This is a genomic window from Chryseobacterium sp. StRB126 (assembly GCF_000829375.1).
GTDB lineage: Bacteria > Bacteroidota > Bacteroidia > Flavobacteriales > Weeksellaceae > Chryseobacterium.
On record NZ_AP014624.1, the window covers coordinates 3158674 to 3184314 of the forward strand.

A 25641-nucleotide genomic window follows, 5' to 3' on the forward strand; every position below is an offset into this window, starting at 1 on the left:
TTATTCTTCCTGCCAATATTCTAAATCTGTTGGCTTTTGAAGTGGGATTCTGCCTTCCCATTTCGGAACTACAAAACCTTTGGGAATAGTATATTTTGAAACATCATATTTTCTCGTCTCATTATTGAGTTTAGCTAATCGGAATTTCATAATACGTTCTTTTGAAGTTGAACTTTGTAGCCAGATTGTTCCAAACGTGTAATTTCCAGAAGCATTCAACTTATCCATTACGTACACAATATGAACATTTTTATTCTTCTGATAAAACGATTCAAAAGTATTTTGAAAATCAACAGGGAAAACAATCTCTCCTTTATACCATTGTTTATCATCTTCTGAGATCCATTGAACTACTGTATGAACAGGCAGCTTGCCTTCTTTCACACCGTCCATAATATGATTAGATAACCAATCCTTGTAAGGAATAATAAATTGATTCTCATTTAGAAATATATAACTACCGTCTTTTGAAAAAGCTGTAACTGATTCGTAAAAATCACGATTCTCTTCACTGCTAAATCCTATATCATATTTGTACGTCTTTTCGCCTTTTTCCCAAACTGAATATGGAATACCATGAAAATACCTATATATATTGGCAATTTTAAATCCTTCGGATACCTTTTCATGTTCTTCAACATATTTCTTATAACTCTTATCGTTTTCTTTCCATATTCCTATATTCTTTGCCTTAAAATGAGTAACCTCGGTACCTGAACCTCCTCTTCTCATCCAAACTGTTACATTCCCTCCTGGGGCAAAACCTGCAACTATCTGACTATAAGCTAATTTTTCACCATAAGAATCTACTACTCTATTTTTAAACAAGTTGAGCATTTTTTCTCTTGGTAATTTATGACCAACTTTATATTGAATTCCATCTGCATCACAAATCCAACTTACTGATATACTATCCGGAACGGATTTGTAAATATCACCACCTGTATACCCTCCACTCGTTAAACCCCAACCAGGTTCTATTCCCCCAGAAGAAGCCCCAGCAATACTTTTTCCTTTATAAAAATATTCTACAAACGGACCTGATGCTCCATAATATATGGGTGCGGAAATTCCTGCATTCCATTCGAATTTATCCTTAGGCCCACAGCTTATTATTAATAATAAATTTGGTAAGAATAATACTATGTTTTTTATTTTATTCCTCATTGAAAAACGTTATTCTTCCTGCCAATATTCTAAATCTGTTGGCTTTTGAAGGGGGATTCTGCCTTCCCATTTCGGAACTACAAAACCTTTGGGAAGAGTATATTTTGAAACATCATATTTTCTCGTCTCATTATTGAGTTTAGCTAATCGGAATTTCATAATACATTCTTTTGAAGTTGAACTTTGTAGCCAGATTGTTCCAAATGTGTAATTTCCAGAAGCATTCAACTTATCCATTACGTACACAATATGAACATTTTTATTCTTCTGATAAAACGATTCAAAAGTATTTTGAAAATCAACAGGGAAAACAATCTCTCCTTTATACCATTGTTTATCATCTTCTGAGATCCATTGAACTACTGTATGAACAGGCAGCTTGCCTTCTTTCACACCGTCCATAATATGATTAGATAACCAATCCTTGTAAGGAATAATAAATTGATTCTCATTTAGAAATATATAACTACCGTCTTTTGAAAAAGCTGTAACTGATTCGTAAAAATCACGATTCTCTTCACTGCTAAATCCTATATCATATTTGTACGTCTTTTCGCCTTTTTCCCAAACTGAATAAGGTACACCATGCAGATAACGATATATGTTAACTTCTGAATTAATAAATTTTTCTGAAGAAAGAATCTCTTTTTCAATCTTTTCTGCCTCTTCACTTTCTTTCCAAACTCCTTTGTTTTCGGCTTTAAAGTTTATTATTTCTTTATTATTTCCTTGCCCAGACATCCAAACTGTTACATTTCCCCCTGGGGCAAAGCCTGCAATAATCTGACTATATTTTTCTTCCTTAGAATCTCTGCCATTTTTAAACAAGTCTAACATTTTATCTTTGGGAAGCTTAGATCCACCTTCATAACGATAACCATCTATAGCACAAATCCATTTTACAAAAACACTATCTGGAACAGGTTTAAAAATGTCTCCCCCTGCATAACCGCCACTCGTTAAGCCCCAACCAGGATCTGCACCAATACTTGCAGAGGCTCCAGCGATACTTTTTCCCTGATAAAAAAATTCAACAAATGGACCTCCATTTCCATAAAATTTAGGTGCTGACCATGCAGCATTCCATTCAAATTTATCCTTTGGCTGACAACTTACTACTAAAGACAGACCCAATGAAATTATTATTATATCTTTTATTCTGTTTATCATTATTATCGATCTAAGGATACCATTTTTCTCTTTCATAATAAATATTACCATCTTTATCCACTTTAGGTACTACGGGTTGGTTGACAAAACCTACGTTTTCAAGAAGATGATGATCTCCCGTTTTAACACCTATTGCAGCGAGTCCTCCAAAGTTAGCAGAAAGATGGATATAATGGTTACAGATATGTTGATATATTTCTGAAGGGACCGTATAATTTCCAACCCCTTCTTTTTTACTTTCCTCCAGCATCAGATCCATATATTGCTTCAAGTCTTTATATTTATCCGTATCTGGGATTTCATGTTCAAAAGGATGGTCAACTTTATTACCTTTAGCTATAGCTTCTTTATAGTCTTTATAAAAAGGTACTTTATTATCTATTCCTTTCTGCAACATCATATACATGGCCACTAAACTGTATTTATTAGAAATATATCGGGAATCTTCCAGAATATAATGGTCTGATTCTTTGGTTTGAAATATTTGGTAATAGGAACTTTTGGATACTGTTTTTTCTTTATCCGGGAAATCCGGCTCTGCTTTGATCTCCCGTGTTCCCACTCCTGCACTCGTTATTGTTGTTTCTTTTACATGATCGTACGTATTTCTAAATGCAATCTCTTTTTCCGTAGAGATGCGCTGATTGATATAAAACTGTCTTATTTTTTCCTTTTCTTTAAGGGTTTTATCATCTCCTACTTTCACATCAAAATAATCCAAAACGGCAGTGTATTTATCCAGATGGGCATAGCCGCCTCCTATATCCGAATGGGCGCCCAGCATCGATATAGTATAGCCTTCTTCTGTGGGAGTTAATGCAAAATTTTTCCGCCATTCATTATGGGCGGTAATATGGAAAATCTTTTTGATTCCCAATCCTGATACTTTCGTTTTAATGTCCTGAAGCGAAGCTTGTCCCAGAAATGCGGCAATACTATAAGGAACAGTTAAAGGATTTTTAATCAAAACTCCCGCTACTTTATATCCTATATTTTCTTTCACGACCATATCGGAAACCACTGTATCAAATACCCCCAGAAAACGGATTTCTATGGTAAAGGTCTCTCCCACTGGTTGATATCCTGCTTTGCGCAGTCTTTTTCCAAAGAGACCACCTGCATGTTCTGAAACATAAGAGATCTTGGGGCGTCCCATTTTAATATCCATTTCATCCCGCATCGCCGTATCGTATTTTGCAGACTTTTTGACTTCATTACAAAAATGTCTTGCTGCTGCAGCTCCCCGGCTGAATCCGAAAACGTCAAATACAATCTTATTAATTTTTTTATTTTTAGAAATACCCTTAAACTCATTTTCTATTACAGTTTTAATCCCTTCCTCTACCCTGCCAATTACTCCCCAATCTCCTCTCCCTGCACAGGAACCTGCAATATCGTCTTCCTTATCCTGTTTCGTTCCTATTCCTTCTACATACTGTTTCAAAATAGCATATTCTCCATATTCCGGATATTCATCATCTTTGGCTGCTTCTAATTTCTCTTTATAGAGGTCAAAAAGTTTTGCAACATTAGAATAGGGATTCCAGTAGCTGTCGCGGTCTGAGATTTTAATCTTTTTCTGCTTTCCGGTTTTGGGATCTTTTATGGTTTCGTAATATTCCTGGGGAACGGTATCATTTTTATAATAGGTTTCTCCGGAATTAATCTTACTGTAATAGGTTTTATCAGAATTATACCTGTTATTTCCTGTGCCATCAAAAAACATCCCGATAAAAACATTGACAGAGTCTTTAGGCTGATATGCCGGAGCTTTTTCCACTGCGGATCCATGATGAATATCTTTATCTGCATTCAGATTATTCAAACCTAATGCATTAATATTGGTATTTCCTTCAGAGTATAGGTTATACCCTTTTTCGGTTACTTTGGTATATTTCCCGTTAACAATTCTTGTTCTGCTCATAGGAAAAATATTAGTGATTATGACCTTTTTCGCCGCTATTCATAAAGATTGAACTTTTCGTATGGCTTGTAAAATTTTCTTCTGTACTGAAATTCATTTCTTTTCTTGAAATTTCATTACGCTCCTGTTTTACTTCACTGTGCACATCTCCTTCTATAAATTCAGTGAGTTTTCCTGTAATGAAAACCTGGGAATCTCCTATCACAGAAGAGGTTTTTATCATGCCCACACTTTCACTATGGTTCATTGTCACAGTATCTGTTTTATTCATCCCAACGCTGGTAGACATATTTTGTCCCACATTGATATTGAGGTTTCCTCCTGCATTGAAGTTGATATCATTAGGTGCAGATACAGTGATGTTTCCTTTGCCGTCCATGAAATAGTTGTTACCACTTGGATCTACAATATTCACACTTCCTTCTGCATCATTCATCAGAATACGAATACCGCTTCTGGTCTGAATAGATTTTAAATGGTTATTCACTCCACCGCCAAGGGCAACTCCGCCGTGAAACATTCCGCCCATCACGAAAGGACGATCCGGATGGTTATGTACAAATCCTACCATTACCTGATCTCCTACTTCAGGAATGGCTACATAGCCTCTGTTTTGAGTGATCTGATCTGTTCCGCCTGCATCCGGGCTCATCACTCTGATAAAGTCTGTAGTTTCATTAAGCTGCCACAGAAATTTTACTTGTACACGTCCCTGTCCCAAAGGATCTTCGTTGGAGATCACTACTGCCGGCTGTGTTTCTGCAAAAGGAGTTGTAAATTCAGGTTTGGGAATATATCCAGTATCTGAGGCTATGGCTTCAAAACTTCCTTTATAATGTCCTAAAGTATCTATTTCATGGGTAACTTCTGTCATCATGAGTTTTGTGAAATACCCTGTTTTGCTGGAATCTGGCTTTCTCAGATAAAGATCTGCTGTACAGCCCGGATATAGAAACGGTATTGTGGTATCACCGGATACTACAAACACATCTACCCCTTTACTGCCCCATGCACCCGTCTGGGAATTCACCACATCCATATCGGTAGCTGCCTTAATGGGAGCCGGCTGAAGTGAAGGGGTCTTAAAAATGTTTTCATTATTTGTATAAGCGGTTTTGGCAAGACTTCCCATATGCTTTAAAGGGGTTTCTCCTGAAGTCAGCATGGCATTTTTACTGCTGTTATATCCATAATAACCAGGCTGGGTATGAAGTGCTCTAAGTTCAGTATGAATATTTGAGGCATTACTTCCGCTTATTAATTCAAGAGGAGTTGCCGGAGCGGGCATATTTCCGAAATGCAGAACTTCTCCGTCATAGAAAAACTGTTCCCCATAAGCTTCTGCCAATCTGCATAAATAATTATAATGTGTTTCATTGTACTGGGAGCTGTAGACAATTTGCGACGAGGCTTTGGCATTTACCCTAAAATCATACCAGAACGGATCTATCCCCTGTTTGATTACCTCATCGGCTATAATTCCTGTATTCACAGGCTGAGATCCTCCAAAGCTCTGGGTATGGGGAGCACCATCCAAAAGAATGGTAGGACTGAAGCCTTTTAAAACAATATTTCCCAAACTATGAGCTTCCTGACTAAAACCTACTTTGGTAATGATTCCCACAAAAACTCTCTCAGGGCTATTTTTTGTTTCAAAATCTTTATAAGCAATTTTAATGGTCAGACGTTTTCCTAAGAATGTATTGGCCTGTTCCAACTGATGTCCTTGTTTTTCAGATAAGGCATCATGAGCCAGCGTTAACTCAAATTCGTGATGGGTTACAGTGCTTTGCTTTAACTTAAAATGTTTAAAACTTGAAATGATTTCTCCGTTGATTACTGCAGAAAGTTTGACAATGCGGTTGATTCCTGCTGTATTATTTTCTTTTACTGCCTGAGCATTATCAGGTGCACGGTATCCATCATTAAAGGATACGCGTTCTGAAGTCGTATTTTTTTTCATGCCTTATTTTTGTGTTATTCTGGATATAATGATTACAAATATAAAAAATATTTTAAAATTAAATCCAAACAAAGGGATATACAGTTATTTTATAGAATACTTCAAAAATAGCCAGCAACTAATGATTTGGTACATCTTTTGAGTTTTCAAAAAAATAATATTCTCTATATATGATACGACCACTTTTTCTATATGCAAGCTTCATCTTCTGTTTTATTGCCTGCAGTAAAACAACACCTCCTCCATCCACTGAAAAAAAACTGATTACAGAAAAAGTAAATCAGCTTTACAATCAATATGGAAAATCTAATGAAGCAGTGTATCATCAGCCTATTTCGAAGGATCTATTTTCTCCGGAATTGAAAAATATATTAGAAACTGCAATCAATGCTTCAAAAGCTGATATTGAGAAAGTTAAAAACAGCGATCATCCGGATGAGAAGCCTTTGATCTTTGAAGGTGCTATATTTTCAAGTTTATATGAAGGATATACTGGCTACACCATCAAAAGTATTACTGTTCACAACAAAACAGCAGAAGCGCTTATACTATTTGAATATAATATGGCCTCTCCAAAGGTATCATGGACTGATAGAATACAACTTATTGATTCTGATAAAGGATGGAAAATTGATAATATTATTTTTGATAAAAAAATTAACCATTCGAAGGATCTTAAAAAGAGCCTAATCGATTTCATCCAATATACAAAACAATATAAAAGCCGCTTCAAAAGCGGCTTGATTTTTTATGGACACTGAACGATTGGAATTTCGCTGCAAAACACTTTATTTGCCCACTCGCAATATGTACAATATTGTTTTGGCTGTCCTCCGTACACTGACTTCAAATCTACTTTAGTCAGTTTCTTTAAATTTTTCATATAGCTTTAATTTTATGGTTTTGTAAAATTAAAACGAATATTTTTATGTATTATTACAGTTTAATACTTATAATTTTCATTATTCACACTTTTTAACAGAATTCATTAGTCTATAAATATTATCGATTATGAATTTCTACGGTAACAGGCATCACATAAGTGTAAGCTACCATATTATCCGTCAACTTATTACGATCTACTTTATAATCCAATTCGCTCAAGACCGTTTCAATTTCTTTACTTACTGTATTACAATCACCCTTAGAATGGACGTTTACAATTTTTCCGTTTCTTGCAATATCAAATTTTACAACTGAATTTACAGTCCCTTGTTTATATTCAGGATTATCCAGATCAAAGTTTGCTATTAGCTTATTTCTTATATCGCTAAATGTCTCGCTTTTGCTCAACTGAATTGCCTGTATTGTATTTTTATCTGTAGTTTGTGCTTTAGCTTGATTCATTACAGCAGCTAATCCGGTAACGAAAAGGGAAGCTATCAATATTTGAATTTTATTTTTCATAACTATCTGGTTTTAAATATTATAATAAATTGATTTGTATCTCTAAACCAAAGTTATTAAAAATAATTCATATTAAATTCACTTTGAGTTAACATTAAGTTAACATTGAATGATAACATTATGATTTACAGTGTTTTATTTTTAAATAATACATGAAAATTTAATATTGAACCATAATTTATCTGCTTAAATTTCTAATAAATAAGCTAAATCAGTCTCAATTTAATATCAAAAAGAGCGTATTCTTAACAAAAGAACCGCCTACAATAAGCGGTTTATATTTTAAAATGCATAGATGTAGATTATCCAGTTTATGGATCATAAGATTAAAGACAAGGCAAACCGAGAAGATCCATTTCAGAACTCCAAAGCAGTTTTACTTTCCCTTTATCTAATTCAAAAATGGCCCTTTCTGGAAACTGGCAATTAGATCCTGCTTTTTTATCATACCATTTAAAATCATCATAGTACGTGAAATAGAGATTCTTATAATTTCCGTAAACGATTGGGTTGTAGTTTCCGAACCCGTAATTGTTTTCTGTACTTCCTTTCGCTGCCGATTTTTTGATGGATCGATTAATTTCCGAGTAATTATTACTATATTTCAGTGGAATCTCTTTTTCTGAAGCAATAAGCGGGTTTCCAACAATATTTTTATCAACATTCAGGATGTAAGCGATATAATCGTTTCCACATTCTGTAGACTGGAACACTACGCGCTTTATGGTACAGTTCTGAAAAGACTTGGTTCCATACACAAAATAAGAGTCTTTCATTTCTTTTTTAAAGGTATCTTCAAACCTTTTGTTGTAGTACAGTGGGCCTACAGATAGGGTATCGTAATATTTATAATCCTTCATCTCCCTGCCATACATCCACGGAATAGAATCTTTGACAAGGAAATTTTCATATTTTTTTGATAACGGATCGTCCTGGTCACCAAACTGAACGGGAATACAGATCGCTATATCTTTATGGGTAAGCTGAAACACCCCAAAAACAGAATTCTTATCCAGTTTGAAGTCCGGTTCAACTACACTAACACTATCTTTTTTTTGAGCTGTAGTTTCTGTAGCTGCAGTAGTTGTCGTTTTATCTTTTTTACAGGATAAAAGAAGTGGAAGCACTGCCAGAATGATATATTTTTTCATGATTAAATAGCTTGGATTTGATTGGGGATAAAAATAAAAAAAGAATCTGCTTTCGCAAATTCTTTTGTATACTTAAGTTTATATATTTTATTCCAATTCTCTCTTCAGAAACTTCCCAGTCAAGCTTTTCTTAGACTTTACAATTTCCTCCGGAGTTCCCTGTGCAACAATCTGTCCGCCATATTTTCCTCCTTCCGGACCTACGTCAATAATATGGTCTGCTAATTTAATCACATCCATATTATGTTCAATAATGATGAATGAGTTTCCTAATTCTACCAATTGATTAATGGCCTCCATCAGAATCTTTACATCTTCAAAGTGAAGCCCTGTTGTAGGTTCATCAAGAATATAAAGGGTATTTCCGGTTTGTCTTTTAGCAAGTTCTGTTGCCAGCTTAATACGCTGAGCTTCTCCTCCTGAAAGGGTTGTAGACTGTTGTCCCAGCGTAATATACCCTAATCCCACATCCTGCAATGTTTTCACTTTAGCAAAAATCTTAGGAATCGGTTGGAAGAAATCTACCGCTTCATCAATCGTCATGTCCAGTACATCGGAAATGGATTTTCCTTTGTAACGAACTTCAAGAGTCTCTCTGTTAAAACGTTTTCCGTTGCAGGTTTCACAATGCACGTATACATCCGGAAGGAAGTTCATTTCGATTACTTTTAATCCACCACCCTGGCAAGTTTCGCATCTTCCACCTTTTACGTTGAAAGAGAATCTTCCCGGTTTATACCCACGGATCTTACTTTCCGGTAATTCTGCAAAAAGGTTTCTGATGTCTGTAAACATTCCCGTATACGTTGCCGGATTTGAACGTGGTGTTCTTCCGATCGGAGTTTGGTCTACATCTACAATTTTATCAATATTATCAAGCCCTTCGATCTTTTTATATGGTAAAGGTTCCTGAACTGCTCTGTAAAAATGTTTGTTAAGGATTGGATATAAGGTTCCGTTAATTAAAGAAGATTTTCCACTTCCTGAAATTCCCGTTACCACTACCAGTTTTCCAAGAGGGACATCCAGAGTTACATTTTTCAGGTTATTTCCTGTTGCTCCTTTCAGAACGATATTTTTTCCGCTTCCTACTCTTCTTTCAGCCGGAATTTCAATTTTTCTTTTTCCGTTGATATACTGAGCGGTAATGGTATCTGCTTTTAAAAGATCTTTTGGTTTTCCCTGCCAAAGGATTTCTCCCCCAAATTTTCCGGCTCTTGGACCAATATCCAATACCTCATCGGCCTCCAGAATCATGTCTTTATCGTGCTCTACTACTAAAACAGAGTTACCGATATCTCTAAGATTCTTTAGGGAATGGATCAGTCTTTCGTTATCTCTCTGGTGAAGCCCAATACTTGGTTCATCTAAAATGTACAAAACATTCACAAGCTGAGAACCAATTTGTGTTGCTAAACGGATTCTTTGTGATTCTCCTCCTGAAAGGGTTTTTGAACTTCTGCTCAAACTCAGATAATCCAATCCTACATCCAGTAAGAACTGAAGTCTGGTTTCGATTTCTTTTAAGATCTCGTGAGCAATGATTTTATTCTTCTCTGAAAATTTATCTTTAACGTCTGCCAGCCATTCTTTCAAATCTGCTAAGCTTAATCCATTGACCTCAGCAATATTCTTTCCGTCAATTTTAAAACTTAAACTTGAAGGCTGAAGACGGGTTCCTCCACATTCCGGACATGTTTCTTCCGTAGTGAAATGTCTTTCCAGCAAAATAGCTTCATAGGATTCTCTTTCATCAATAATTTCCTCCATAAAGGTAATCAAACCATCAAAACTGATCTTGATCTTCTTGGTGATTCCTGCATATTTCAGGTCTTTATTGAATTCTTTATGACATCCGTTATAGATATAGTCCAAAGCTTCTTCCGGAATATCCTGTAATGGCGTTGTCATGCCTAATCCGAAGATCTCAAGAATATTTTTGATTTGTGCCAAAATCCATTTATTGGACTTGATATCTTCCAGTGGCAGTAACCCTCCTTGGTTGATGGATAGTTTCGGATTATCGATGAAATAATCTGTATTGATCTTTTTAATTGTTCCCAATCCTTTACAGTTCGGGCAGCTTCCTTTGGGAGAGTTGAATGAGAAAGTATTCGGTTCCGGTAATGCTAAGGAATGTCCTGTTTCAGCATCCATCAGGTTTTTGGAGAAATATTCAATATCTGTACTTCCCAGTTTCTGAATTCCGATGATCCCCTCGCCCATTTCCATGGCAGTACGCAGAGATTTTTCCATTCTGCCTTCAGAAGCGCTTTCTCCGATGATCCAACGATCGATCACAATATCAATATCGTGGGTTTTATAACGGTCAAGTTTTAAATCGTATTCAATATCTTGTAACTCCCCGTCAATTCTTGCCTGTCCATATCCTTTTTTAGCCATCTGCACAAAAAGTTCATGGTAATGCCCTTTTCTGGAACGCACAACAGGAGCCAATAACATGATTTTTTCTCCTTTATAATTGTTCTTAATGGTATCAAGGATCTGATCTTCGGTATAACTTACCAGTTTCTGTCCTGTAGACAATGAGTAAGCATCTGAAACCCTAGCATACAATAGACGAAGGAAGTCGTACAGTTCTGTAACGGTTCCTACAGTAGAACGCGGGTTTTTATTGGTTGTTTTCTGCTCAATGGCAATAACGGGTGAAAGTCCTTCAATTTTATCTACATCCGGACGCTCCAATCCACCCAGAAACTGGCGGGCATAGGCAGAGAATGTTTCTATATAACGACGCTGGCCTTCTGCAAAAATGGTATCAAAAGCCAGTGAAGATTTTCCACTCCCCGAAAGCCCGGTAATTACTACCAGTTCGTTGCGCGGGATCTTAACATTAATATTCTTCAGGTTGTGTTCACGTGCTCCGTAAACTTCTATATATTCTGTTGATTTGCTCATAATTTGGAGTGACTTTGCCTGAAAATCACGACGTGCAAAAATACGGATTTTTATGGAATTTTTTCGAATCTGAAAGGGTTAAAATTTTTATAATAGAAGTTTATTTATATGAAATATTGCGTACTTGTTGATGACTATGTTTTGGCTAAAGCCAATGGATAGACTTTAAATTATAAAACGGGCTAAAGCCCGTTTCCTATTGAATTTATTAGCCCACAGATTTTCACAGATTTTTGTGGATATATTAATGTTAAATTTTTGAGTATTGACTATAATGACAAGTTTATTTATTGAATAATAGATTTTTAATAATTTATAATTACAATTATGACTTACTTATATAATATTCCCAAACTGCATTTCCTATATCGGCAATGATTTTTTCTGTATCTTTCATTTCTTCATTACTATTTTTCAGGTATACGGATAGAATGAAATGCTTTCCATTGGGAAGCTTTACAATTCCAACATCATTCATTGCAGCTCTTATATTCTGTTCGTTTCTTCCTGAAATCCCTGTACGATGAGCCAATTCTGTTCCTGCTGGAAAGCCCGCCTTCATCCAGGTTAATCCTCTTGAAGTTTCTACCATGATCTGGTATAAGTATTTTGTGGTTTCCTTTTTCAGCACTTTCCCTTTGTAGAATTTTTCTAAAAGATCTGTTGTTGCTAAAGGGGTTGATGTATTGACAAAATAGGATTCAAAGGTATTCATTTGCTGCTCATTCAATCGGATAGTGAAATCTTTAATGCCCTGCTGATTAATAAATTTCTGAACAGCAGGAGCTCCTCCCACCATCTTCAATAGAATATCACAGCCATTATTATCGCTGTGAGAGACAGTATATCTTAATAATTGATCTAATGTAAGATCCATATTCCCTGCCGGATATTCTTCTCTGATCGGGCTCCATGTTTCGGGGAGCAATTCTTCTTTTTTAATCAAAAACTTCTGATCCAGTTTTAGCTTTCCTTTATCTATCTGATTTAAAACAGCTAAGGCAATATGGAATTTAAAAATACTCAGCATCGGCATTGCTTTATTTCCGTTGATGCTTAACGTATCTTTATCTTCGATTCCTTTTAAAGAAACTCCAACTGTGGCATTTTTCGTTGATATGATTGTGTTAATCTTACTTCTCAGATCTTGTATTGTCTGGCTTTTTAACTGAATACTAAAAAGACAAATTGATATAAAAAGGGATGCTCTTTTCATTTAAATAGTTTAGTTTTTAATACATTAAATTTTGTAAGATGCATATAAAAAATGCCGTATTTCCTACGGCATTTCATATTTTAAAATTGACTGTTGATCTAGCAACGAATCAAAAAATTTATTTCACAAAGATGTTGTAAGCACTCAATACACTTTCATAAGATGAATCAATCTGCTGGATATCATTATCCTGAATCTTTCCTTTCTCTTTAGCATCCCTTATCAGTTTCCTGTAAAGATCTAAAAAGTTAGACGCATTTTTATTAAAGGTCTCAAACTGAGATTTTTTATAAGAATACTGCTGATCTTTTACATCAAAGTTTAGTTTGGCATTGGCCTCTACTGCTTTGGCATATTCGTCATACTTTTTCTGTGCCGCCGCTTCATTGAATTGTCCGGAATATTGTTTCCCTAAAAGATCGATTACAGAATCCATTGAATTCATCACATTTTTGGAAGAAATAATATACTCTTTTATCGGGTGATCTTTCAAAATAATTTCCTCTGCAGCATCTGTAGCGGGCTTAATTTTAATCATAATATTCTCCCCTGCAGCAAATAAAGCATTCGCATCGTCCTCAATTTCTTTTCTGATGGCTTCTGCTTTTGCTCCTTTATCATCCTTATAATTTTCCGAAGTCATATAGGACTTAAGCTCTTCAGCCTTTTTGTCTATATTTTCTTTTTTAGCCTTATAAATACTGAATTCTTTTTCAATAGCGGCTTTATCTTTATCAAATCCAGATGGAATTTCCTTAATCTTTGAAAATGAATAATCCATTGAGGTTAATGTAATTGGTATGATCAATCCATTTTTGCCTTTTGATTTGGCCACGATTGCATCTGCATATTTTAAAATTCTTTCAATATGCTTGGATGTACTTTTATAAGAATCTATAAAATTGTTATTAAAATCAATAATATCATTCGCATCTGTCTCGCCTCCAAGGTTTAAAACGGCATTCCCAAATTTTTCTGCACCTTTTTTACAGCTTACGACGGTAACAGTTAAAGCCAGGGCCATTGCAAGTACAATAATCTTCTTCATATTTTTTATTTTAATTTTCTAATTTACATATCCTGGAATTCGACATCCTCATTGGTTACTTTCACCAGATATTCAATACCGTCAATGGCTTTGGCAATGATCTGGTTTCTGGTGATATTAGCCATATTTTCCCAATATGCTCTTCCATAGAAAGAATAATTCTGTGGAACAATTTCTACCTCAACAGTTCTTACAAAACCTTCTTTAGGTTTGTTGCTAATCATTGTTCCTCTTCTCACCCTTACTTCTCTCAATTCATCTTTCAGGATCATTCGGCAATAGTTTTTAACATCTTCAAGGGAAATAATTTTGTCTCTTGTTGTTAAAGCATATTTATAAGCCTGAATACTGTCGGTTCCTTTCTGCTCCTCAGCACCACCCAAGGTTTCCGTAAGCAGTACAACAGTCTGTGATTTCAACTGATTGGAAAGTTCTGTCCCAGGACGCATATGATTGGCTAATGTGCAATGAGTGATCCAGAAAGAAGCATAGGTATGGTCTGTTTTTTCAACAGGCTCCATAATGACATAATTCAGTTCCTGCCTGATGTTTCTCTTGGCATTGTTCACTTTCTGCACCATGGATTTCATCTTGTCGGACATTTCACTGAGAACTCCTTTTACATTATCTCTGTTTAAGAGGGAAAATGCGGCAATCTCATCTCTTGTCAGTTCCAACACGTTAGCAATCATATCTACAGCATTTCTGCTGGTGAAACGTTCCATTCCTCCTTTTCTCACAGTGTATAATCCTTTTTTAAGATCATCTGCAGGGGTAAATGGTATTTCAGTATATTTTCTTCCGTCTCCATCCTGCACCTCATCTACATATAAGAAGTGTTCTCCTTCGTCTGTTACTAAAGGAATATTATTTCCCATAATATCAAGACTGTATTCTGTTTTTTTCCAGCCTCTGTTATAAATCGGGAAAGCATTCAGTACAAATGAGAAGTTATCCAGAATTTCTGCTGAGAATTGTGGTGGAAACTCAAAAGTAAGCCATAAATAACGCTTATTATCAAGATATTTTACAATCTCTTCTTTTCCGGCAAGGAAATCAAGGTTTTGTGGAAGCTGCCCCGGTTCTGAGAACAAGCTGCTGGAAAGTCCGGTGATTTCGATAAATTTATGACGGTAGATACTTTTGATATCTTCTATTACCTTACTTCGGATCGACTGTTCTTTAAACATTTGCTCATAACCATCCGGAGCACTTTCTGAAAGATAGCTTAACCCTTCTCTTACAAACAAAGGGTTTCCATTACTTGAAACATTAATATAAGGTAATAGTTTATATACAAAATCAAGATGCTCAAAAGCTGGATTGGAGCAGAATATGCTCATGTATTTAGGAAAATATTCGCTCACATATTTGCTGACATCAATCCCTACCGTAACCTTTCTGTAATCTTCAGGCCTTCCGTTAAATCTTGAAATAGGAATTTTATTAAACCTATCATCAATACTGTAACAGGTATTCCCTACAAACATTACTGAAGTGTGAATTTTATTAATCCTAACATTCCCTACGGGAGTAAAAGGAATATTTAATTGTTTATCCGATTCTGATTTCACAGTGGAAGTCATTTGCTTACGGAAGAAAAACTCCGTGTGCTCCAATAAAACTTCGGTAGAATCATAAGGCTGCGTAAAAGCAACCGCATGAGCCGGAATAGGATGAGTATAAATAGATGGAGTTAACAGCTTTGCCAGTTTTTCAAGAATTCGGGCATTCACTGTTTGTATTTCATTATTCGCTTTAAAAACTTCTGTACTGAATGCATCAATTAATAGTTTTACAAATGGGTCTAAAGACTGCGGGCTTTTCAATCCCCATACTTTAGTTGCATTCTGAAGCATTCTTGCTTTTACAGATTCTTTGGAATAAATATTTTGATCTAGGTTCATAATTTTTTTCGCTGTTAGAAATATTAATCAATGGACATTGGGCTCAGGAACAGTTCTGTTGAAAAACTGAAACGTTCTCCTGTTTCCTCCATCTTCGCATTGATGGCAATTCTTACTTTCTTTTTGATTTCGGTGTGTTCTTTGGTATCGTAACTGTGTTCTACAAATTGGATATTGGCATCTATCTGTGGCTGTACAATTCTTGGTTCATATTCCTGAATTTGTCTTCTGAGACTTTTTACAAAAACGTTTTCCCAGATGGCACTGGTTACTCCATTATCGAATTCCAGGTTCCAAACATCGTTTCCATAATTTTCATCGTATCTGTTCTCCCCTTTTTTGGTAGTGATCAGCAGCATAATATTGTGAGCAATACTTTCTCCCATATCGCAGGTATCGATACTTCCCCCTTCTGTCATTAATGTAGACGGTACAAAGGGCATTCTGTAATTTGGTGTATCCATAACTTATTGTTTTTTACTTCATGGTTTCGTTTACTTAAAAACGAAATACCAAAATACACATTTTCACTAAATAATTGTTATAATAAATTAAAATATTATTCAAAAACCAGGGCCTTCAAACTGAATTGAAAGCCCTGAAACCATTATCTGTATTATATTCATTATGTTACTCTATTGATCTGTTTTTCTCCGATTGATGAAATAGTATACCGGAAGTCCTAGCAATACCAGTAAAAATCCCGGCCAGGTGTATTGCTGTTTGTATATTAATAATAGGATACAGAAAACAGTTCCTATAATAAGATATATGATAGGAGTCACAGGATATAGCCATGTTTTATAAGGTCTTTCTAAAGTAGGTTGCTTAATTCTTAAATAAATAACTCCAAAAACTGTAATCATATAGAACAGAACAATAACAAACGAAATCATATCCAACAGGTTTCCGTACTGTCCGCTCAAACATAGTAAAGAAGCCCAGATTCCCTGCATCCACAATGCATTTTCCGGCACTTCATTTTTATTATTTTTTTCTGCAGATTTAAAGAACATACCATCTTTGGCCATTGTTTGAAAAACTCTTGCACCAGCCAAGATCAATCCGTTATCACATCCGAAAGTGGAAATCATTACTAGCACAGCAATAATAATGGTTCCTGCACTTCCAAAAATATTTTGTGACGCTGCTACAGCGACCCTGTCATTAGTAGCAAAGGCAATACTGTCTCTATCCAGAGCATTTAAATACACAAAATTAACAGCTATATATAAAATCATCACGGCAGAAGTCCCGTAGATCATTGATTTTACTACATTTTTCTTTGGGTTTTCAATTTCCCCGGAAACAAACGTTACGCTTTCCCATGCTACAGAGCTGAAAACAGATCCTACCATGGCAGCAGCAATCCCCCCCATCAAAGTCATTCCCCCAATAGGCTCCCAGCCTTCTTTCAGAAAATTTCCACTCAGATCCTTTTTCAGATTACTAAAAGAATCCATTCCCAAGTTGAAATTTTCAGATAAATGAGAAAAATCTACCAGAATAAATCCTGCAGCAATCAATCCTAATAAAGCTAAAATTTTAGATCCTGTAAAGATATTCTGTAAAAACTTTCCACTTTCTACGCCTCTTGTATTAATATAAGTAAGCAAAAGGATAACTGCGATAGCTAAAATTTGTATCCATGTAATTTTAAATTCTCCACTTTGGAAAATAGGAGCAGCATCATTAAGTGATGGTATCAGATAGGCTGTAAATTTACCGAAAGCCATTGCCACGGCAGCAATTGTTCCTGTTTGTATCACAGTGAACAGCCCCCAACCATAAAGAAATCCCATTCTTTTACCGAAGATCTCTTTCAGGTAGGTGTATTGTCCGCCAGCCTTTGGAAAGAGGGCAGAAAGTTCGCCATAGCTTATGGCTGCAGCTACTGTCATTATTCCTGTGATGATCCAGACAACAATCAGCCAGTAACCGGAGCCCAGATTACGCATCATATCAGCGCTTACGATAAATATTCCACTTCCGATCATAGAGCCCATTACAAGCATAATGGCATCCCATAGTTTCAGTTTTTTATGCATAGTCAAGTATAGGTATCAAATATAAACAAATCTACCTTTCATTTTGAATTTTATTAAAAATTCACACAAGCACCTGTTTATTATCAAATTTTATCGACTTATGATTCAATATTAATTAGTATTTTTGAAAAAAATATTAAACATGAAATTTAAAGCTATTCTATTTGCAGCAGCTGTAAGTGCTTCTACACTGGCGTTTGCCCAAGAGACATCACAAAAGAAATTTTCACCACCGGCAGGAAATGCTTTGGTAGGTGATACTTATGGGGCAGGCGTTGCAACGACCATAGAGTCTAAAGCAATAACAGTAGACAAGCTGGGCAAGAAGCTTAAAAAAGAAAATAAAAAACTTGAAAATGTAGCTATCAAAGGAAAGGTGACCGATGTTTGTGAGAAAAAGGGATGCTGGCTGACTATTCAGACTGATGATAACTCACAGTTTTTTGTAAAAATGAAAGACTATGCCTTCTTTGTTCCTACAGCTTTAAAAGGTAAAAATGTAGTTCTGGAAGGAAATGCTGAAAGAAAAGTAATTTCCGTGGATGAGCAGAAACATTATGCTGAAGATGCTAAAAAACCTCAATCTGAAATTGATGCTATTGTACAGCCTAAGGAAGAAATCAGATTTTTGGCAAGTGGAATTAAGGTCGTACACTAAGGTTTTTAAAGATTCAATTAAATATTAAAATTTCGTGCAGATTTTGCAGATTACGCAAATTTTAAAAATTAGGAAATAGATAAATTCATATTTCGCATTTTTGAAAAAATTTAGCTCCTATTTTCTATTTGATTTTTATTCTTAGAAATATATAAAAAATAATTTCGGCAACCCGTTGGGTTGCCGAAATTATTAGTCTTCTATTGTAAAATCCACTACTGAATCCAGCTTCGGATATTTATGGGTAGAAATAAATTTCTTCCCTGTACAGTCTACTTCCAGCCAGCCTTTTCTTTTCTTCACATCTCCTGCTTCCATCACATAAGGAACAAAAGAAATTTCATCTTTCCCATCCTCTTTCATTTCTCTATACTGAACGGCAATATCTAAAATACATTCATGCTCTGTATTCAGTCTTACATTTCTATAGATAATATCATAATGGGTTTCTTTGTTTTCCGGAATATCCAGATACGTTTCCCATCCTGTAATCTCAGAGTTCAATTCACTAATTGCTTTCAGTGCATAATATAAAGCGATCGTATAATATTTTCTGGTTCCCTTTCTTGTGTAGTCATCTACAAAATGTCCACCTTCAAATAAAATGGTAGGCATTCCTGCCTTGATGAAATTATCACCTGTAGAAGTTGGATAAAATTCATCAGAATATCTCCCGATCTGGTTAGGGATCATTTCCTTTAAATGGTTATAAACACTCCCAATAACAGCCATACATTTTTTTCTGTTTTCTGTAACGGTACGTTCTACATTTTCAGAAGGAGCTAAGAAGGAAAGAGTAGCCGGATGAATACCATCTGTGGTGAAAATGGTTCTTTGTTCATGAAGGTTCAGTGCATAATCATATTTCTTTGAAGCGGCTGCTTTTTTCAGAAACTTAATCTCCTTGCTTGCCTCATTATGGAAGTCGCGGTTAAGATCAATATCTACGGCATTTAATCTTGTCCATTTTTCAGATCCGTCAGGGTTCAACATAAAGATAAAGTCCAGTCTGATTTTACTGAATAAATCTTCCTTCATTTCGGGAGCTTTATCAAGACTTGTTAAAAGATCAAGCATGGCGTGTGTAGCATTGGATTCATTTCCGTGCATTTGTGACCAGGCCAATACCTGAATGTTTCCGGTTCCGATGCTTAACTGATAAATAGGCTTCTCTAAATAAGATGTTCCGATCTCCTGAATGTAATCGCTGAGATTAGCTTGTAGGTAAGAAAATAATTTTTCAGGGGAAATATAGCGATTAGAGAAATCAGAGGCTGGAGAATAAATATGTTCAAAGTTCATTGCTGGAAAAATAATTTACTGGAATCAAATTTAACCATTTTAAGGCATAAAATAAATATTAACATTTGTAAATAATATAAAAACAGAGAAAAGTCAAGAGATTTTTGTAAACAAAAAATAATTTACAAAAGTTAAATAAAGAATTTTATCCATTATTAAACGATTAACATACGTAACATTGTTAAACAATACATATAGACATATTGTCTGTTGATAAAATTGTGGATTGCGAATAATTTAATTAACAATATTTAAATAACATAAATTCAGTTAGTTACAGAATTCATCTCAATACTATTTGTAAGAACACTTGAAGTAGATAAATGCTTGTTTTAAGCCAAATGGGCATATATTTTTTAAACAAATACATTGTGGAAAACTCAGTTGTTTATGCTTTTATACAAATGTAAAACAAAGAGAAACTTAAAAAATTACCAGATTCTGAATTCAAATTGATATTTCAAAGAGCTTTAAAACTTAGCTGAAAATTAATTTTGTTTAGCAGAAGAAATATAGCCGTAAGTAATGCGAAAATTACTGTAAAATGAATGTTTACAAAAGTAATTTACTTATGTACATTAATTAAAACCGCTATTATAAGCTTATATAACCCATGTTTTAGAGATTTAGTGATCTATTTTTAAATATATCCAGAATTAACATTGTAAATAGCTAAAGAGGAAAAATAACTCGCCTAAAATAGACTTTTACCCGCCCTAATTTACATTTATAATCTCTTCTTAAAGGTTGTTTACCCAAAATATGAACCCATTATTGAATTTTATTATTGAATCAATTTAATTTATATCATCATAAAGTACATTTGTAATTTACACATAAAAGCTTATATAATAATACATTATAGACGGATTACATTTGTATATTAAAGAAAGTTTTAGTTATTTACATTTGTATTTTGCTTTTGTAAATTTTATGAGTTACATTTGTAAAATAATTAATAGCTTATTTTTATGAGTTTAAACGAAAGAATTTCAAAAGTTATAGAGTACTCCCGACTTACCCCTTCTGAATTTGCAGATGAGATTGATGTACAGCGTTCCTCCATTTCGCATATTACATCCGGAAGAAATAAACCGTCACTGGAGTTTATCATAAAAATAAAATCTCGATTCCCAGAACTTCTTTGGGATTGGCTGGTTACCGGTGAAGGTGAAATGCTAAGATCAGAATTATCGGAAACAAAAATTCAGGAAGAACAGGCTGAAGAGGACCAGATAAGAACGACACCTCTACCCGATCTTTTCACCATGATAAATGAAGATGATGAATTCGGAGTGGATGAAACAGAGAAAGAACTTCCTCTGGCGTCTTATGGAGAATCGGTTATACCGCCCCAAGATAAAGCTTCAGAAAAAATATTAGATTCTCAGCGATTAGAAACTTCACCTGAAGAAATATTAAGTCAAGTTATTGGAAATCAAACTAATAAAATAAAACGTATTGTTTTGTTCTATGAAAATGGAAAATTCGAGAGTTTTGAACCTTAGGGTAAAACACTCATAGTTTATAGCTGAAAAAAATTATTCCGAGAATATATTTAAAACTAAAAACCAAAATTTCTATTGGTAATTTTAATTTACCACAACGCTTATTGATTGTAAAATTGAATACTAGATATTTAATCGCCACTAATGCACGAATGATTTTTATTCGTGCATTAGTAGTAAAATAATGATGTAGTTTTAAGGGTGCTAATAGGGAGTTAACTTCATCGATTCTTACTAAGATCCTATAGCTTATTTAGTAATAAAGTCTCTCTTTTTCTTTACATTTTCTCACGCGGATTTTGCAAATTATGTAGATTCAAAATCTGCGTAAATCTCCTCGATCTGCGAGAGAATAATTGCTCTGAAAAATTATAAATAAGAGTTTTTTGAACCTAAAATTTCATAGAATAATTCTAATATTTTGAAAGAACAAAGACGAAATAAATGCACTATTTCTAAGTGAAATTATTAAAAAACCTGACCAAGGAAAGTGGCCAGGCTAAAAAATATTTGAAGAAGAAAACTAAAGCTATTTGCTTTATTTATTTTTAAAATTCAGGGAAATTCTGAGGTCATTTAACCTCTTTCATTACGCATTGACTAATACATGGAAGCCATTTTAACGAATCTATTCTGAGGATATAATCTCTTCCGGAACCGGATAATTCTGTCACATTAAACTAGAACCGTGGCAGATAATTTTTTCTCATGCATTAGTTTTTTATAATTTTATCAAATATAGAAATTAAAAATTAAATCAACAATAAAAATTAAATTATTTTAATAAATGATTAACGTTAACCAAAATTTAATCTTTAATTACTAATATTACATATTTTAAACAAATTGAAAAATTTACAATAAATACGGCAATTTTATTAAAATGACTCAAATAAAAAGACCCACATTTCTGCGGGTCTTTCCTTTAATTATATAACAATTATTATTGTTTTTTTCTTCTTTCCAGTTCTTTTTTGATAAGTCCAAGCTCTCTTCCGGTCTGTCCGGCTACAGAGGTGTTTTCCTGGGCTCTTCTTGTAAGATACGGCACAACATCCTTTACAGGTCCATACGGAAGATATTTAGCCACATTATAACCTTTATCAGACAGGTAGAAGGAAATATTATCACTCATCCCGTAAAGCTGTCCAAAATAAACGTGTGGATTACCATTTTCCAAAGATTTGGCTTTCATTTTATCCATAATCAATTCAGAAGAGATTTCGTTGTGAGTTCCAAAGAACGCGGATACTTTATCCAAATGGTTCATCACAAAGTCAATTCCGGCATTATAGTTCTTATCTGAAGCTTCTTTAGTAGGCTGAATTGGATCTGCATATCCTTTTTCAGCTGCTCTGGCTCTTTCTTTCTCCATATAAGCTCCACGAACAATCTTATAACCGATAAAATAGTTCTTTTCTCTTGCTCTCTTAAGGTTTGCTTCCATATATTCAAGCCTTCCCGTTCTGTACATCTGAATGGTGTTCCAAACGATAGGTTTCTCTTGGTTATATTTCTCCATCATTTCTTCACAAAGTTGGTCTGCGGAATCCTGCATCCAGGTTTCTTCGGCATCCACCATTACTTTTTTGTCATTTTCATAGCAAAGAGCACATACTTCATCAAATCTTCTTACTACTCTCTCCCATTCTTCCTTCTGGCTGGTTGTAAGCTCTGCCCCTTTTCCAACTGCTTCATACAAATCTATACTTCCAAATGCTGTAGGCTTGAATACGATAAAAGGGATCGCTGGATTCCCTACAGAAAACCTCACGATATCTTTAATCTCTTTACATACTGCATCAAAAGTTTCTTCATCTTCTTTCCCCTCAATGGAATAATCAAAAATACTTCCAACTCCTCTTTTGAAAAGCTGTTTTACAACCTTCATACTTTCCTCACGGGTTTCTCCACCACAGAATTGCTCAAACAAAGTGCTTTTTACAATTCCGGTAACGAATGGAAAGTTGTTATGTACTGTAAAATTAAGAACGGATGTTCCAAGGCTGGTAAGAGCGGGCTGTTCAATCATTTTAAACATCCAGTAAGCCTTTCTCAACTGTGCATCTGTCTTATCTGCAAATGCAACTTTAGTATCATTAAAAATGGGCATTCCTATTTATTAAATTTAGTTACGCAAAGGTAATAATAACCTTAGTTTATTTAAAGAATTTTTATTATAATTTATGTTCAATTCCGTTTAAAAGCATTGCTATAATTCCTACAAAAACCCATAAACGTAATATGCTAAGAGTGAGAAAGTTGCTTTTCCTGGTGGAATTTAAAAAGAGATAGATACAAATAATCATTACAAATAGAGTTCCCGCAAAATAGTAAGTCATAAATCCAGTGACTCCGGTTTTAGTAATAATTTTCATAGAAACACCCATTGTTATCAGGAGTAAAGATATAAGTATGATCTTTGTGTTTCTACTTTTAAAATAATTGGGAATAGTGATATACCCAAACGTTTTATCTACACTTCTGGTAAGGGTGTCTTTTACAATATCAATACATAAAAGGATTAGAAAAAGAAAAACAGCCATCAGAAAAACCTTCTTGGAAAAAGTTTCGTAATACACCATCATTCCAAAGAAAGGATACAGAGTAAGGCTTACAAAAGTGAGGTTATTCAGTATTAATATCCTGCTTAATTTATGACTGTACAGCCACATAAAAAACTGATACACCACAAAAAAGAGGAAAACGTTATGGGAAATTATCCAGGCTATTCCTAATGAAATGGCAGTTAATCCCAGATAAGCATATAAAAAATACTTCTGTTTGATGAAGCTTTGAATCCTGGTTCTAAAAGGTTTTACAATATGGTCTTTCTCCAGATCATAAAACTGATTGATAATTCCGCCTGCTAAAATGGTAAGAACAGTACAGAAAATAATCCCGTGCACTTTAAAATCAAAGACAAAGTTTCTGAAAGATTCTTCCTGATTAAACAGAAAAAAAGTAGATACATATAGGGCAAATGTCAAGAGAGCAGCCACAAAAAAACGGGCTCCAAGTAAAAAGCCCACGAATTGTGAAAATCTGTAATATAGAGATTTTGAGATATATCTTTTGGATTGGAAAGTTTCTTTTTCAGAATTCATTTCCAACCTGTTTAAAATCTATAAATCACTTCTTTTTGGAAACCTTCAAGCATTTTTTCTGCTTTTTCGTAGTCCTGGGTAAAGCCTAAAATATAGCCTCCACCACCGCTTCCGCAGAGTTTTAAGTAATAAGCGTTGGAATCCAGACCTTTTTTCCAGATGTTAAAAATACTTTCAGGGATCATGGGACGAAAATGTTCATACGCCCAATGAGAAAGTTTTTTAAGGTTTCTGAAGAAAGGATTCATATCTTTTTTAAGGAAAGTTTCTATACAAGCATTATTGTAACGGATAAATTCTTCTTTCAGCGTTTTACGGAAACCTTCTGTCTTCATTTTTTCAAAGAAGATCTGAATCATAGGTCCTGTTTCTCCTGTAATTCCAGAATCAATCAGGAAAATAGCTCCTTTTCCTTCTTGTCCTTCAGGAATGGATACTCTGTCTAAATTTTCTTTATTTTCGATAAGTATAGGCAGGTTCATGTAGCAGATCAATGGGTCCATTCCTGAACTTTTTCCATGGAAATAGCTTTCCATTTCACCGAAAACTGCCTTTAATTTTTTAAGATTTTCCTTAGAGATATTTTCCGGATTCAGTTTACTAATTGAATATTTTTCAAAAATAGCAGCAACCAAAGCTCCAGAGCTTCCTACTCCATAGCCCTGTGGAATATTGGAATCGAAGAAAAGTCCCTTTGAAATATCTTTTTTGAAGCTTTCAATATCCAACGTAAAATCATCAGAAAGATCAAGCGTAGTAAGATAGTTTGAATATTTCTGCAGATGTCTGTTAGAATTAAGCTCAAATTCTGAAGCCAGGTCTGAAAATTTTAAGGCTCCTTTATAGAAGCTGTAAGGTACTACAAGCCCCTGGGAATCTTCAATCATTCCATATTCTCCAAACAGGATTATTTTTGCATAAAATAAAGGGTTGGTCATATTGACAATAAATCTTTTTTGCAAAGTTAAAAATTATTCCGCTGAATATAAGCAAAACTCAGGCCGAATTGTCTTCTATTTTACTTTCTTCAGTTCTTCTATTAAAATTACGAAAAAAAAATGATAATTAAACATAATTTAAAAGATAAAATCCATTGCTTATCAACATGGGATTATTTTAATGTAATATTTCTCTTTAAGGGTATAA

20 protein-coding genes are annotated in these 25641 nt (G+C 34.5%); 3 read left to right on the plus strand and 17 right to left on the minus strand.

Annotated features, from left to right (window positions below; translation table 11 throughout):
* Genes CHSO_RS14305 through CHSO_RS14320 form a run of 4 tightly spaced genes read right to left on the minus strand, consistent with a single transcriptional unit; the run spans position 1 to position 6224 of the window.
* The gene (locus CHSO_RS14305) at positions 1 to 1167 is read right to left on the minus strand and encodes a DUF2931 family protein (protein WP_045497204.1); all 1167 of its coding nucleotides are present in this window, start codon (positions 1165 to 1167) and stop codon (positions 1 to 3) included.
* A gap of 9 nt (positions 1168 to 1176) precedes the next feature.
* Positions 1177 to 2373, minus strand: a complete 1197-nt coding sequence (locus CHSO_RS14310) for a DUF2931 family protein (protein ID WP_171817649.1) — start codon at positions 2371 to 2373, stop codon at positions 1177 to 1179.
* A complete protein-coding gene (locus tag CHSO_RS14315) occupies positions 2348 to 4261 on the minus strand; it encodes a phospholipase effector Tle1 domain-containing protein (protein ID WP_045497210.1) in 1914 nt (637 codons plus the stop codon). The genes CHSO_RS14310 and CHSO_RS14315 overlap by 26 nt, the downstream gene beginning before the upstream one ends.
* Positions 4262 to 4271: 10 nt before the next feature.
* Positions 4272 to 6224: a type VI secretion system Vgr family protein gene (locus CHSO_RS14320; protein ID WP_045497213.1), complete on the minus strand. Its 1953-nt coding sequence runs from the start codon at positions 6222 to 6224 to the stop codon at positions 4272 to 4274.
* Positions 6225 to 6394: 170 nt separating this feature from the next.
* Between CHSO_RS14320 and CHSO_RS14325 the strand changes: the two genes are divergently transcribed.
* A complete protein-coding gene (locus tag CHSO_RS14325) occupies positions 6395 to 6985 on the plus strand; it encodes a DUF3828 domain-containing protein (protein WP_045497220.1) in 591 nt (196 codons plus the stop codon).
* Here CHSO_RS14325 and CHSO_RS26640 read toward each other — a convergent pair.
* The 9 genes from CHSO_RS26640 to CHSO_RS14365 form a co-directional block, all read right to left on the minus strand.
* Positions 6973 to 7107, minus strand: a complete 135-nt coding sequence (locus tag CHSO_RS26640) for a bacteriocin-like protein (RefSeq protein WP_084220996.1) — start codon at positions 7105 to 7107, stop codon at positions 6973 to 6975. The genes CHSO_RS14325 and CHSO_RS26640 overlap by 13 nt on opposite strands.
* A 119-nt stretch (positions 7108 to 7226) precedes the next feature.
* Complete coding sequence (locus tag CHSO_RS14330; protein ID WP_045497223.1) at positions 7227 to 7631, minus strand: hypothetical protein; 405 nt, start codon at positions 7629 to 7631, stop codon at positions 7227 to 7229.
* Between the two features lie 326 nt (positions 7632 to 7957).
* A complete protein-coding gene (locus CHSO_RS14335; RefSeq protein WP_045497226.1) occupies positions 7958 to 8782 on the minus strand; it encodes a hypothetical protein in 825 nt (274 codons plus the stop codon).
* Between the two features lie 87 nt (positions 8783 to 8869).
* Complete coding sequence (gene uvrA / locus CHSO_RS14340; RefSeq protein ID WP_045497229.1) at positions 8870 to 11701, minus strand: excinuclease ABC subunit UvrA; 2832 nt, start codon at positions 11699 to 11701, stop codon at positions 8870 to 8872.
* A gap of 325 nt (positions 11702 to 12026) precedes the next feature.
* Positions 12027 to 12917: a class A beta-lactamase, subclass A2 gene (gene bla, locus CHSO_RS14345; RefSeq protein WP_045497232.1), complete on the minus strand. Its 891-nt coding sequence runs from the start codon at positions 12915 to 12917 to the stop codon at positions 12027 to 12029.
* Positions 12918 to 13035: 118 nt separating this feature from the next.
* Positions 13036 to 13965, minus strand: coding sequence for a DUF3829 domain-containing protein (locus CHSO_RS14350; protein WP_045497235.1), 930 nt, complete (start codon positions 13963 to 13965; stop codon positions 13036 to 13038).
* Positions 13966 to 13988: 23 nt separating this feature from the next.
* Entirely contained in the window at positions 13989 to 15872 is a 1884-nt protein-coding gene (locus tag CHSO_RS14355) for a type VI secretion system baseplate subunit TssF (RefSeq protein ID WP_045497238.1), read from the minus strand.
* A 23-nt stretch (positions 15873 to 15895) separates the two neighbouring features.
* Positions 15896 to 16336, minus strand: coding sequence for a GPW/gp25 family protein (locus CHSO_RS14360; RefSeq protein WP_045497241.1), 441 nt, complete (start codon positions 16334 to 16336; stop codon positions 15896 to 15898).
* Positions 16337 to 16507: 171 nt separating this feature from the next.
* Positions 16508 to 17920 carry an APC family permease gene (locus CHSO_RS14365; protein ID WP_045497244.1) on the minus strand — a complete coding sequence of 471 codons (1413 nt, stop codon included), beginning with the start codon at positions 17918 to 17920 and terminating at the stop codon, positions 16508 to 16510.
* Positions 17921 to 18062: 142 nt separating this feature from the next.
* Here CHSO_RS14365 and CHSO_RS14370 point away from each other — a divergent pair, with 142 nt between their 5' ends.
* The gene (locus CHSO_RS14370; RefSeq protein WP_084220997.1) at positions 18063 to 18578 is read left to right on the plus strand and encodes a DUF4920 domain-containing protein; all 516 of its coding nucleotides are present in this window, start codon (positions 18063 to 18065) and stop codon (positions 18576 to 18578) included.
* 192 nt (positions 18579 to 18770) lie between these two features.
* Here CHSO_RS14370 and CHSO_RS14375 read toward each other — a convergent pair whose 3' ends face one another.
* Positions 18771 to 19880, minus strand: coding sequence for a M14 family zinc carboxypeptidase (locus CHSO_RS14375; protein WP_045497246.1), 1110 nt, complete (start codon positions 19878 to 19880; stop codon positions 18771 to 18773).
* Positions 19881 to 20851: 971 nt separating this feature from the next.
* On the opposite strand from CHSO_RS14375, the gene CHSO_RS14380 reads away from it, so the two are divergent.
* Complete coding sequence (locus CHSO_RS14380; RefSeq protein ID WP_045497248.1) at positions 20852 to 21388, plus strand: helix-turn-helix domain-containing protein; 537 nt, start codon at positions 20852 to 20854, stop codon at positions 21386 to 21388.
* Positions 21389 to 22331: 943 nt separating this feature from the next.
* On the opposite strand, the gene CHSO_RS14385 is transcribed toward CHSO_RS14380, so the two are convergent.
* From CHSO_RS14385 to CHSO_RS14395, 3 genes are all read right to left on the minus strand, one after another.
* Positions 22332 to 23501, minus strand: a complete 1170-nt coding sequence (locus CHSO_RS14385; protein WP_045497250.1) for a proline dehydrogenase family protein — start codon at positions 23499 to 23501, stop codon at positions 22332 to 22334.
* Positions 23502 to 23565: 64 nt separating this feature from the next.
* Positions 23566 to 24495 (minus strand): UbiA family prenyltransferase, encoded by a 930-nt coding sequence (locus tag CHSO_RS14390; protein WP_045497253.1) that lies wholly within the window; start codon positions 24493 to 24495, stop codon positions 23566 to 23568.
* Positions 24496 to 24506: 11 nt separating this feature from the next.
* Positions 24507 to 25433 (minus strand): mevalonate kinase, encoded by a 927-nt coding sequence (locus tag CHSO_RS14395; protein ID WP_045497256.1) that lies wholly within the window; start codon positions 25431 to 25433, stop codon positions 24507 to 24509.
* Positions 25434 to 25641 lie beyond the last annotated feature (208 nt).